General features: G+C 53.9%; 12 protein-coding genes. 8 read left to right on the forward strand and 4 right to left on the reverse strand.

Annotated features, from left to right (window positions below; all coding sequences use genetic code 11):
- Positions 1–47 precede the first annotated feature (47 nt).
- Genes OU789_RS02305 through gndA form a run of 4 tightly spaced genes read left to right on the forward strand, consistent with a single transcriptional unit; the run spans position 48 to position 4197 of the window.
- Complete coding sequence (locus OU789_RS02305) at positions 48–1220, forward strand: aspartate aminotransferase family protein (protein WP_274652914.1); 1173 nt, start codon at positions 48–50, stop codon at positions 1218–1220.
- A complete protein-coding gene (locus OU789_RS02310) occupies positions 1220–1777 on the forward strand; it encodes a GNAT family N-acetyltransferase (protein WP_274652916.1) in 558 nt (185 codons plus the stop codon). Before OU789_RS02305 ends, OU789_RS02310 begins: the two co-directional genes overlap by 1 nt.
- Complete coding sequence (gene argF / locus OU789_RS02315) at positions 1774–2700, forward strand: ornithine carbamoyltransferase (protein ID WP_274652918.1); 927 nt, start codon at positions 1774–1776, stop codon at positions 2698–2700. Before OU789_RS02310 ends, argF begins: the two co-directional genes overlap by 4 nt.
- Positions 2701–2751: 51 nt before the next feature.
- Entirely contained in the window at positions 2752–4197 is a 1446-nt protein-coding gene (gndA, locus tag OU789_RS02320; protein ID WP_274652919.1) for an NADP-dependent phosphogluconate dehydrogenase, read from the forward strand.
- A 57-nt stretch (positions 4198–4254) separates the two neighbouring features.
- Here gndA and OU789_RS02325 read toward each other — a convergent pair whose 3' ends face one another.
- From OU789_RS02325 to OU789_RS02340, 4 genes are all read right to left on the reverse strand, one after another.
- Positions 4255–5736 (reverse strand): inorganic phosphate transporter, encoded by a 1482-nt coding sequence (locus OU789_RS02325; RefSeq protein WP_274652921.1) that lies wholly within the window; start codon positions 5734–5736, stop codon positions 4255–4257.
- A 75-nt stretch (positions 5737–5811) separates the two neighbouring features.
- A complete protein-coding gene (locus OU789_RS02330) occupies positions 5812–6270 on the reverse strand; it encodes an NUDIX hydrolase (RefSeq protein ID WP_274652923.1) in 459 nt (152 codons plus the stop codon).
- Positions 6271–6338: 68 nt separating this feature from the next.
- Entirely contained in the window at positions 6339–8807 is a 2469-nt protein-coding gene (gene hrpB, locus OU789_RS02335; protein WP_274652925.1) for an ATP-dependent helicase HrpB, read from the reverse strand.
- Positions 8804–9661: a DUF3108 domain-containing protein gene (locus OU789_RS02340; protein WP_274652927.1), complete on the reverse strand. Its 858-nt coding sequence runs from the start codon at positions 9659–9661 to the stop codon at positions 8804–8806. Before OU789_RS02340 ends, hrpB begins: the two co-directional genes overlap by 4 nt.
- Here OU789_RS02340 and meaB point away from each other — a divergent pair.
- The 4 genes from meaB to OU789_RS02360 all read left to right on the forward strand — a co-directional run bounded on the left by meaB (position 9661) and on the right by OU789_RS02360 (position 12190).
- Complete coding sequence (gene meaB / locus OU789_RS02345; protein ID WP_274652929.1) at positions 9661–10680, forward strand: methylmalonyl Co-A mutase-associated GTPase MeaB; 1020 nt, start codon at positions 9661–9663, stop codon at positions 10678–10680. The two genes, OU789_RS02340 and meaB, sit on opposite strands and share 1 nt — an antisense overlap.
- Positions 10681–10815: 135 nt before the next feature.
- Positions 10816–11103, forward strand: coding sequence for a 50S ribosomal protein L28 (gene rpmB, locus OU789_RS02350; RefSeq protein WP_263954061.1), 288 nt, complete (start codon positions 10816–10818; stop codon positions 11101–11103).
- A gap of 159 nt (positions 11104–11262) precedes the next feature.
- Positions 11263–11604 carry a hypothetical protein gene (locus OU789_RS02355; RefSeq protein WP_274652933.1) on the forward strand — a complete coding sequence of 114 codons (342 nt, stop codon included), beginning with the start codon at positions 11263–11265 and terminating at the stop codon, positions 11602–11604.
- A 64-nt stretch (positions 11605–11668) separates the two neighbouring features.
- The gene (locus OU789_RS02360; RefSeq protein WP_274652935.1) at positions 11669–12190 is read left to right on the forward strand and encodes a copper chaperone PCu(A)C; all 522 of its coding nucleotides are present in this window, start codon (positions 11669–11671) and stop codon (positions 12188–12190) included.
- The last annotated feature ends 47 nt before the right edge of the window (positions 12191–12237 follow it).

Below are 12237 nucleotides of genomic sequence, written 5' to 3' on the forward strand. Positions count from 1 at the left end.
CGGCTGCCCTTACGGCACCAAAGCCCCTTCTTATAAGGACAATACCCATGATTTCTACCGTTCTGCCGACGTACAACCGCGCTCCACTTTCCTTTGAAAAAGGTGAAGGTGCTTGGCTTGTAGAGGCAGACGGCCGCCGATTTTTGGATCTTGGTGCTGGGATAGCCGTTTCGGCACTCGGGCATGCGCATCCGGCATTGGTAAAGGCGCTGACAGAACAGGCAGAGAAACTCTGGCATGTCTCCAACCTCTATCAAATTCCACAGCAACAAAAACTTGCGGATCAACTCGTCGATGCGACATTCGCGGACACGGTATTCTTTACCAATTCCGGTACAGAGGCCTGTGAACTTGCCGTTAAGATGGCGCGGAAATACTGGTTTGAAAAAGGCCAGCCCGAACGTGTTGAAATCTTGACGTTTGAAGGTTCATTCCACGGGCGTTCTGCGGCAGGTATTGCGGCGGCGGGTAGCGAAAAGATGGTCAAAGGGTTTGGCCCGATTGTCGGTGGGTTCACACACTTGCCATTCAACGACCTCGACGCAGTGAAGGCCGCCGCGAGCGAAAAGACAGCCGCGATCATGATTGAGCCAATTCAGGGTGAGGGCGGTATTCGCGCACTTCCTGACAGCACACTCAAAGCCCTTCGTGAAATATGCGACGACTGCGGCGCTCTGCTCATTCTGGACGAAGTGCAGTGTGGCATGGGCCGAACAGGTAAATTGTTTGCATATGAATTCGCAGGTATCGAGCCAGATATTATGATGGTTGCCAAAGGTATCGGCGGTGGCTTCCCGCTCGGTGCGGTGCTTGCCAAAGAAGAGGCCGCAAGCGGAATGACTGCGGGCACGCATGGCTCTACGTATGGCGGTAACCCACTGGCCTGTGCTGTAGGCTCCGCGGTGATGTCTGAAGTCTCTACCCCTGAGTTTCTGGCTGAAGTTTCGCGCAAATCTGCGCTGCTGCGCCAAGGTCTAGAAGGATTGGTTGCAACATATCCGAATGTATTCGCCGAGGTGCGTGGAAGCGGCCTGATGTTGGGGCTGAAATGCGTTCCGGCCTGTGCGGATATCGTTGCAAAGGGCTATGACGAATGCCTGATCACTGTGCCCGCTGCTGATAACGTTATCCGTTTGCTACCGCCACTAAACCTCACGGACGATGACATTGCCGAAGGGCTGGCGCGGCTCGAGGCTGTTGCGAAAAAGGCGAGCGGGTGATGCCACAAACGTATCAATTCAAACGTGCAACACGGGAGGATTTCCCGTTGTTGTACGGATGGCTTTCGCAAGCCGCGGTGCGCGAGTTTTGGGGAGATCCGGATCGCGAACTGGCCTTAATCGAAGAAGAAGTCGATGGCGGCGACTGCAATATGCATATCGTTTGGGGCATTGCCGATGGGCGCGAGGCGGCCCAGCCCTTCGCGTTCATTCAGGATTGGGGTCCAGAAACGGTCGATATTCCGCATATGGATGATGTGCCAACAGGGACGCGCGCTATTGACGTGTTTCTGGGGGACGCGGCGTTTCTGGGGCAGGGCCATGCAAAAGCATTTGTTCGGCAGTATGCCGAGCTGCTGTTGGCAAATGGCGCCGCACGCGTTGTATCAGACCCAGAATGCCGAAACGCACGAAGCATCGCCATGTTCAAGGGCGCCGGGTTCGAGCAAGGCCCGAGGCGCATCTGTGAAACGGGCGACCCAGTATACATCATGACATTCAAGGGCGGCGATAGCATTGCCAAGCCCCAACAAACACCCGAAACGGATAAAACATGAACCATTTCCTAGATATCAACAAAACCGCGCCTGATGATCTGCGGGCAATGATTGAACTCTCGAAGTCAATGAAAACTGCGCGGAATGATCGGCCGAAAGGTATGAAGGACGACGATCAGCCTCTCGCTGGGCGGATGGTTGCGCTGATCTTTGAGAAACCCTCAACCCGGACGCGCGTTTCCTTTGACGTTGGTGTGCGCCAGATGGGCGGGGAAACGATGGTTCTTTCTGGCAGCGACATGCAGCTTGGTCACGGTGAAAGCATTGCCGATACCGCTCGGGTGCTGAGCCGGTACGTTGATCTCATCATGATCCGCACATTCGAAGAGTCGACTCTATTGGAGATGGCAGAATATGCCTCCGTTCCCGTAATTAACGGTCTGACCAATAGAACGCATCCGTGCCAAATCATGGCGGACATTCAGACATTCGAAGAGCACAACGGACCAATTGCGGGCAAGAAAGTCGTGTGGACCGGTGATGGTAACAATGTTGCAGCGTCATTTGTACATGCTGCTGGTCAATTTGGCTTTGATTTCACCTTCGCTGGCCCAGAGGAGTTTGATCCTGAGCATGTCTTCATGGACGAAGCCCGCGCCAAAGGCGTGAAAGTCGAAGTAGAACGCGATGCCGCCAAGGCGGTACAGGGCGCGGACCTTGTAGTTGCTGATACATGGGTGTCGATGCACGACCCGCAATCGGCGCGTCAACGGCGGCACAATCTGCTCTATCCATATCAGGTTAATCAAGCCTTGATGGAGCAGGCAAACTCCGACGCATTGTTCATGCATTGTCTCCCCGCGCATCGCGAAGAAGAGGTGACCAATCAGGTAATGGACGGGCCGCAGTCGGTTGTGTTTGACGAGGCTGAAAATCGCCTTCACGCACAAAAAGCGATCATGCGCTGGTGTCTCGGCCTATAAGGTCGTATTTGTCGCGAAGTTTTACGCTAACGGACCAAGGATGGGATGAATATGAGTGACAGTGGGAATAAGGCCGCAATTGGCTTGATTGGCCTTGGAACGATGGGGAGCGCACTGGCGCTGAACATTGCAGACAATGGCTACAAGATCGCTGTGACCAACCGAACTGTTTCGCGTGTGAGCGAGTTTATAAATGATGCGGGCGAGTTGTCTGAATATCTGATCGGTTGCGATGATATCGAAAGCTTTGTCGCTTCACTGCAAACTCCGCGCGCTATTATTGTGATGGTTCCCGCAGGGAAGCCGTTTGACGACCAGATCGAAGCGCTAAAGCCTTATCTTGATGAGGGTGACACGCTCATCGACGCGGGAAACACGAATTTCCACGATACCCGACGCCGTGATGCAGAGCTCGCGGCGGATGGTTTCCGGTTTGTTGGCATGGGCGTATCTGGTGGTGAAGAAGGCGCGCGTTTCGGTCCGTCCATCATGGTTGGGGGCCCCGAAGAAAGCTTCATGCCGATTGAGCCAATCATCAATGCGATTGCTGCTAAGTATGAAGGCGATCCTTGCGCTGCTCATCTTGGCCCTGATGGCGCTGGGCATTTCGTTAAGACGGTTCACAACGGCATTGAATATGCCGATATGCAATTGATTGCCGAGGTCTGGGGCATCCTTCGTGACGGGCAGGGGAAATCCGCCGCAGAAGTGGGCGCTCTATTCGACCGTTGGAACGAAGGCGAGCTTAAGAGCTATCTGGTTGAGATAACCGGTAAAGCGCTTGGCGCGATGGATGAAGCGACTGGCAAACCGGTTGTAGACATTATCCTTGATCGCGCTGGCCAAAAAGGCACAGGCCGCTGGACTGTGATTGAAGCGCTTGGCCTTGGTCAATCTGCATCAACTATTGAAGCAGCGGTCGGTGCACGAAGCTGGTCTGCAGCTAAGGACGTTCGCGAAGCGGGCGCTGAGATATTGGCAGTTCAGCCAGAGGGTGGCCCTCAGGTATCCGAAGAAGACCTTGCCGATGCGTTGCTTGCAGCCCGTATCCTTGCCTATGCACAGGGCTTTGACATCCTGACCGCGGCATCAGAGACCTATGGTTGGGATTTGGATATGGCCCGCGTTGCCGAGATTTGGCGTGCCGGTTGTATTATTCGGTCTGCACTTCTTGATGATATTTCGGCCGCGTTCCGTGGCGAGTTGCCAAAAGGCCGCCTAATATTGGCGCCTGCGTTCGCGAAGCGGCTTGTGAACGGCTCTGCGGCTTTGCGCCGCGTTGTTGCCTCCGCAGCAATGAACGGTCAAGCGACACCAGCATTCTCTGCCGCACTCGCCTATTTTGACACAATGCGTACTGCGCGCGGAACAACGGACCTTGTGCAAGCGCAACGTGATTTCTTTGGAGCGCATGGATTTGAGCGTGTTGATCAAGAGGGTGGTGGCTTCCACGGTCCATGGGCGCTAAGCGCAGAAGACATGAACGTATCGCGTTAACTTACGTGAGCACGAAAATAAAAGGGCCGCTGATTGAGCGGCCCTTTTTTGTTGGGATTAGCCAACCAATAGGTTCAGGATCATAAAGATCACAGCTGACATAATCGCTGCAGCGGGGACTGTGATCACCCATGCTGCGATGATGGTCATAAAGTGCGAGCGACGCACAAGCTTTCTGCGGCGGCGCTCTTCGGGTGCTATCCGAAGCTCGGGCGGGCGTTTTGCGCGGCTTTGCTTCAGGCGCTTTTCAGTATGCCATTCGCGGTAAAATCCAACGCCGAACACACCGCCCACAGCGATATGAGTCGAGCTTACAGGTAGGCCGAGCCAGCTTGCCACGATGACCGTAATCGCTGCAGAAAGCGAAACACAGTAGGCACGCATCGGGTTGAGTTTTGTAATCTGGCTTCCGACCATGCGGATAAGCTTTGGCCCGAATAGTACGAGACCGAACGAGATGCCCAAAGCGCCAATCACCATGACCCACGACGGAATAGAAACTTTCGCAGCAAAATCACCAAACTCTGCGGCGTGCACAATCGCAGCCAATGGTCCTACGGCATTGGCAACGTCGTTCGCACCATGTGCGAACGAGAGAAGCGCAGCAGAAATGACCAGCGGAGCGGCAAACAGGATCTTTAGCGATTTGTTGCGGTTCTCTAGGCCTTCTGCCTTCTTGTTGATCAGCGGCGCAGAGACGACGTAGCAGACTGCGCCGATTACGAGACCGATCAGAAGCGCAGTTCCGATATCGATCTTCATAATTCTCTTGAGGCCCTTCATCGCGAGGTAAGTCGCGAATACGCCAGCCATGATGCCGATCAGCACAGGGACCCACTTCTTCGCGGCGGCAATCTTGTCGTCTTGATAGATGATTTTGGCCTTGATGAAGGCAAGGAACAAGGCGGCGATCACACCACCCAAAACCGGCGATATCACCCAACTTGCGGCGATAGCGCCCATTGTTGGCCAATTTACAGCGGTCAGGCCAGCGGCGGCGATGCCAGCGCCCATAACACCACCAACAACAGAGTGCGTCGTAGAAACAGGTGCACCGACAAAAGTGGCAAGGTTCACCCAAAGCGCCGAACTAATTAGCGCGGCCATCATAGCCCAGATAAAGACACGGGTTTCGGTGAACCCGGCAGGATCAACAATACCCTTCGAGATGGTCGAAACCACATCGCCCCCCGCGATGAGCGCTCCGGCGCTTTCGAACAAGGCGGCAATGACAATCGCCGCGCCCATCGTAAGCGCATTCGCCCCGACGGCGGGCCCCATGTTGTTCGCAACGTCGTTTGCACCGATGTTGATCGCCATATACGCGCCGAAACCGGCTGCGGCGATAACAACAAAATTGGTAGGCGTCGCGTCAAAAAAGATCGCAGCCATCAAAACTGTCAGCACTATGAAGGCGAGCGCAATGCCCGGCGCAATCAGCGGCCGAGAGATATACGCGGTCGCTGATTCAATTTGGCTGATTTTGTTGAGGTCTTTGTCCAGTGTCTGCCACTGGTTGCTCTTGGGTTTGTCTGACATTTCATCCCCCGGAATCGGCTTTGGTGATCGCTAACGGGCGAGGCCCTTTCGATCAAGGAAAATGTCGCACTTCCTTTACAATTCTTCGAGAATTGCCTGCAACTCTGGTTCTTGAACCATGTTTGCAGCTTCGGTCGGAGTCACCCATTTGCGTTCCCGTTCCGCAGCTTCGGGAAATGAATCCTCGAGCTTTTTCACGTTGACCGCAAAGATAGATGTTTCGCAAATTTCAATGCCGCCTGTGTCCATCTTCTTTTCATAGGAAAACTGGCCGATGGCTTTACGGGAGACTTCACCCTCGGAGACTCCGGCTTCTTCCCATGCTTCCTGCATGGCTGCACTCGGAGCATCTTTGCCGTCAATCGGCCAACCCTTGGGTAGAATCCAACGGCCCGTGTCCCGACTGGTCACCAGCAGAACTTTTTTATCGCTTCCGTTACCTTTGTAACAAAGCGCTGCAACCTGCACGCGAGCAGGGCGCTTTATCAGGGGCGATACGTAATCTTCCCATGCTTTCTTAAGAGCATTGCCCATTGTTTTGCCTCATCGTTTCTTTGTTTTGTATAATATAGGCTATTTTTTAATAGTTTACAAATAGTTGACTATTGGCGCCGCTTTGCACGCAGAGTTGGCGCCTCTTTGGTCGGGTCTTCGGGCCATGGATGCTTTGGATACTGCCCGCGCATATCTTTGCGAACATCAGCATATGAATTGGCCCAGAAGCCGGGAAGGTCGGCGGTTGTTTGCAAGGGCCGACGAGCAGGTGACAGCAATGTTATGCGCAGCGGAGTCCTGTTTTTTCCAACTGTTGGGTGCTCTGTAACCCCGAACATCTCCTGTAGCCTTACGGAAATTTCGGGAGCTTCTCCGCTATAATCAATCGGCGTTTTATGACCAAGTGGCGTAACAAAACTTGCCGGTGCGAGTTGGTCCAATAGTTTGGTTTGCTCCCAGTTAAGACGTTGCTTCAGAGCAGGGAGTGGATCAAAGGCGCGCAATTGGTTTTCAGTTTTGAGGCCCGCGATATGAGGAAGTAACCACTCCTCTGCATCGTCGAGTATCTTATCAATGCTCATATCAGGCAGGTCGTCTGGGAACAGTGCGACGCGCGACAGAAAGCGCGCCGTTGCTGCAGACACTGGCAAGCCAATGTCGCGGAAGCCGTCAAGCGCTGCATTGGCAATGGATTCATCTGGCGCATCTTTCCAGTTTGTATCGCTTAGAGTAAGCGCGCCAAGTTTCTGCTGTTTGCGCGCCAGAACTTTGCGCTCTCGGCGTGACCATTCACAGGACTCTACCCAAATGAGTTGATCGGAAAACAAGCGTTCTACACTGCTTTGGTCAATTTGAACCGCTTGACGAATTCGCGCTTCCTTCGCGTCTCCGTCGAGATCGCTGACCACAAGCATGCGCGCGCCAGCAAGGGGATCATCGTCGGCCAAAAAGGCGCCTTTTCCGCCGGATAGAATATACCTTGGCTGCCCGCCCGGACGTCGCATTGCAATCCTGTCTGGATAGGCAAGTGCAATCATTTCAGCCTCAGAATAGTCAACTTCGGGGGGCCTGATCCCTTTCAGTGATTTTGTGAGCGACTTCATTTCATCTTTTATTGAGTGAAATGCCGCGTGGTTAAGCTCTGCGCCAAAGTTTTTTGGAGAAGGCGCGCGGATTAATTCGAGCCGCTTGCGTATGTCGCATCCTTGGTCGCGAATTGGATCGCGACCGTTAATTAGCGCGGCGAGGGGAATAGCATTGTCACCAGCCTGTAGCAGCATATGCGCCAATCTAGGATGCAGCGGAAGGCGCGCGATTTGTTTGCCATGGGAGGAAATGCGCCCTTCATCGTCGAGCGCACCGAGAGACTGCAATAGCCGACGGGCCTCGATCATTGCACCATTGCTTGGTGGAGTGAGAAAGGCGAGTTCATCTGCGCTTACTGCGCCCCAAAGCGCGAGCTCCAGAACAAGAGATGCCAGATCAGTTGATTCAATTTCAGCAGGAGGAAAGGCCGAAAGTGCGCCTTCCTCTCCTTTTGTCCACATTCGATAACACGTGCCTTCGGCAACGCGGCCCGCGCGACCGCGGCGCTGCTCTGCCTCTGCTCGGGACACCGGTTCGGTCACGAGCCGCGACATGCCTGATGATGGATCAAAACGTGCGCGTCGCGCTCGTCCGCAATCCACAACAACGCGCACGTCCTCAATTGTCAGAGAAGTTTCTGCGATTGCGGTGGCGAGTACGATCTTGCGGCCAGACTTGGCGGGGGCAATCGCTGCGCGCTGACTTTTGAAGTTCATAGCGCCGAAAAGTGTGTGGATATGACAATCCGAGGGAACGCGGCCTTTTAGTCGCGTTTCCACGCGCCGGATTTCACCCTCTCCAGGCAGAAACACCAAAACGCCGCCCTCTGTTTCGTTCACGGCTGTTTCGATCAAGCTTGCGGCGGCGTCTTCAAACCACCCGCGTTTCTTGGCGGTTCTTGCGATTGGTTTTGGCAGGTGTCGGGTCTCTACCGGAAAGCTGCGGCCTTCTGATGTTATAATTGGGCAATCATCAAGCAAGGCTGCAACTGGAGCAGCATCAAGTGTTGCCGACATTACGACAATCTGGAGATCGTCACGCAGCGCACTCTTGATCTCCCAACAGAGAGCCAAGCCCAAATCGGCATTGAGGCTTCGCTCGTGGAATTCGTCAAATATGATCGTGTCGACGCCCGATAGTTCGGGGTCGGATTGGATCATTCGCGTCAAGATACCTTCGGTTACAACCTCAATACGTGTATTCTTGCCTGATTTGACTTCGCCCTTAATTCGATAGCCAACTGTTTCGCCGACGTTTTCGCCAAGCGTTCTGGCCATTCGCTCCGCGGCGGCGCGCGCCGCGAGCCGTCTTGGTTCAAGCATGAGAATGCGGCCAGTGGTCTTGCTGCTCTCTCTTATCGCTAGAGGGATACGTGTTGTTTTGCCTGCGCCTGGAGGCGCTTGCAATACGACGCGGCCATGCCGGTGCAGCGCGTCACAGAACGTGCCGACAACTTCGTCAATAGGAAGAGAAAACTGGTTTGGGTTCACTGTCGTATCAGGCTGGCGCGTCCGAAAAGGGTGTCGGTGAAGATTTTGGTTACATGAAACTGCCCCGTAGGCAATTTCGAGTAAACGACCTTGAACTCGAAATTAACGCGCTCGCGCATCTCACGAGGCGAAAAACCTTCGATACGCCGGTAAACGCCATTACAAGTGATTTCGTTTCCGTTCACGATTGGCTTTGACAGGCGCGTTTCGCTTCGCCTGCGGCCATCAAATGTTTGAACATTGAGTGTACATACGTCCTTCTGATCAACCTTGCGCAGCAGCGTGTACATCGATGTGAGAGTATCCAATGTGCCCTTTTGTTTTGATGGGTCGGCATCGTATTTCTTGGGTTTGCGTTTTGGCTTAACTTCCAAGACTTGCGGTACGCCATTCTTGTAATTGAGCGAGCTACTTTGTTTGCGCCGGCCGGTGTTTGCCTGTTCGGAGTATCGCGTTGGGATCAGCTTGTCGCCGCGCACAAGTCCTGCGGATTGCGCGTCATAGCTAACTTTAACCACTGAACCAACGAGGCCTGTGCTCGCAAGCTTCCCGCCGATGCGGTAAGTATTCCCGTCGTTCACAGCATTGAACGCAAGTACGCCCGCGGGTATCCCGCTTAGATACAGTTTGTATTGCCCTTGATCTTTGAGTGTTTCGGCCAACAGCGGCGTCGAAATTACGAGACAAAGTGTTGCGGCCATGCTGGTGATAGCGACGCGCAGAATGGATATGAACATATAGACAGGATTCCTGTGTGGATTCGGCTCTTGGTATGGCAAATACTTGGTGGAAATGGCAATGTTATCCAATATCACGCGCAAAGTCGTGACACTATCAGGCGAAAGGCTGCCCATTGAGCGCACCAGAAAAACCAATATCTGAGGTCGCCGATCTTGCTGAGGGATTGGTTGGCGGGCAGCGACGCGCCCTGGCGCGGGCGATCACACTTATCGAAAGTGTTAAGCCAAGCCATCGCAAAGATGCGCTCGAGCTTTTGTCGCGGGTCCGGCTGGAGACTGGTGGCAACTCTAAACAAGCGCTTCGGATTGGATTGTCCGGCACGCCGGGAGTCGGGAAATCAACATTTATCGAGTCATTCGGTATGATGCTCGTCAATAAGGGCTTACGCGTTGCGGTTCTTGCGGTTGATCCAAGTTCTGCGCGGTCAGGCGGCTCTATCCTTGGTGATAAAACGCGCATGAGCTTACTGTCGCGCGCGCCCAACGCGTTCATTCGTCCGTCGCCAAGCTCCAACACCCTTGGTGGCGTTGCACGGCGAACGCGCGAGGCGGTTACCCTGTGTGAAGCGGCTGGATATGATGTAATCCTGATCGAGACCGTGGGAGTCGGGCAGAGCGAAACCATGGTAGCTGGTGTTTCCGACATCTTTCTATTGCTTATGGCTCCAGCCGGAGGCGACGAGCTTCAGGGTGTAAAACGCGGCATTATGGAAATTGCCGATATCATCGTTGTGAACAAAGCGGATGGGGACCTCAAGCAGGCGGCCACGCGAACCTGTGCAGATTATGCTGGTGCGCTTCGACTGCTTCGAAAGCGCGCGCGCGATCCGGAAGGGTTTCCAAAGGCGATGCTTGCCTCTGCACTAGAGGAGGAGGGGATTGCCGATGTTTGGGCAGAAATTGAAACTCTTGCCAATTGGCGTAAAGAGAGCGGGGTTTGGGATAAGGCCCGCGCAAATCAGGCAGCGGACTGGTTTCAACAAGAGGTCGAAGCGGGGCTGCTCGCGCGGCTCACGGAAAGCGAAACGATTCGGAATTTAATGCAAAACTACCGCTCCAACGTGAGTGATGGCACAGTGAGCCCCTCGGTTGCCGCGGAAAACTTGCTGAAAGCGTTAAAAACCACCGGATGAATCGCTTGACGTCCCCTCATATCGGACGTAATAACCGCGAACGGAATTCAGGGCGTCACTGTGTTGGCGCCCATTTATGTTATCGAGTTGTGTGAGGGATCCGCTCTTGCATGGCCACGACAAAGGAAGATCATCATGGCACGTCGTTGCGAATTGACCGGAAAAGGCCCTATGGTTGGCAACAATGTCAGCCATGCGAAAAACCGTACACGTCGTCGGTTCCTCCCGAACCTGAATGACGTTTCCCTGCAGTCCGAAACACTGGGCCGCACATTCAAGCTCAAAATCTCTGCTGCTGCTCTACGCTCTGTAGATCACCGTGGTGGTCTGGACGCGTATCTTGCAAAAGCAAAAGACGCTGAGCTTTCGGAAAACGCGCTTAAAATCAAAAAAGACATCCTGAAAGCCCAAGCAACCGCTTAATCGGCATTCAGATTTCTTAAAGGCCTCGCCCTAACCGGCGGGGCTTTTCTCGTTTACGTCGGTTGGTTCGAAGCGCGCAAGTGAAGCTACAATTTGTCACTGGCGGAGCATTTCAGGCGGCCATATAGTCGCGCCATGAACCGCCGGATTTTTCCAGAAATGAGCAAGTTGCTCGCCTTCGCGTTGGTTGCCTTGATTGGGCTGACCAATGTTGCAATGGCTGTAGGACAGATGCGCGCCGATGCTTCGGGCGAGATGGTTCTATGTGTCGGCAATGGCCATATCACCGTTCAGGTCGATGCCGACGGCCAGCCGGTTCAGCAGAAGACAGTTTGCCCCGAATGTATGGCGACGGTTGCTTTGGGCGCGCCGCAGCAAACACATGCGGCCCCAAGTTCGATCGTTTATTCGGATGCAATATTCCAAAGCGAGGGTGAAATCCGCCGCGCTGTTAATAGTGCGGTTGCGCCGCCATCACGTGCGCCCCCTGCAGTTGCCTAAGCAACCTATGGCGGATTCCGCCAACTCTTAACTAACAATCAATGACCATAAGAAAGGACTCGAAATGTCTTTTGTAAAATCCCTTGCCGTTTCCGTATTCATGGGCGCTCTTGCTGCGCCTGCTTTTGCCGCAGATATCGAAATCCACGATGCATATGCCCGTACATCCACACCAACCGCAAAAGCGGGTGGTGCGTTCTTCCACATCATGAATAAGTCTGATCAGGACGATCGTCTTGTGGCGGTTTCTTCCGACGTTTCGCCTCGTACCGAGCTGCATACTCATAAAGACATGGGTGACGGCGTAATGAAGATGATGGAAGTCGAAGAGGGCTTTGTCATTCCTGCGGGTGGTATGCACGCGCTTGAGCGCGGTGGCGATCACGTCATGTTCATGGGCCTGAGCGAAGGCTTCAAAGAGGGCGAGACAGTTTCTGTGACCCTGACATTTGAAAACGCCGGTGACATTACCGTCGACATTCCTGTCGATCTTGAACGTGGCGCAGATCACAAGATGGATCACGGCGACATGGATCATTCCAAAATGGACCATGGCGACATGAAGCATGACGATAAATCGAACTAAATCGTTATCGTACTAAATAGGAAAGGCCGGAGAATTCTCCGGCCTTT

The sequence above is a fragment of the Halocynthiibacter sp. C4 genome (assembly GCF_028823805.1).
In the GTDB taxonomy this organism is placed as follows: Bacteria; Pseudomonadota; Alphaproteobacteria; order Rhodobacterales; family Rhodobacteraceae; genus Falsihalocynthiibacter; species Falsihalocynthiibacter halioticoli.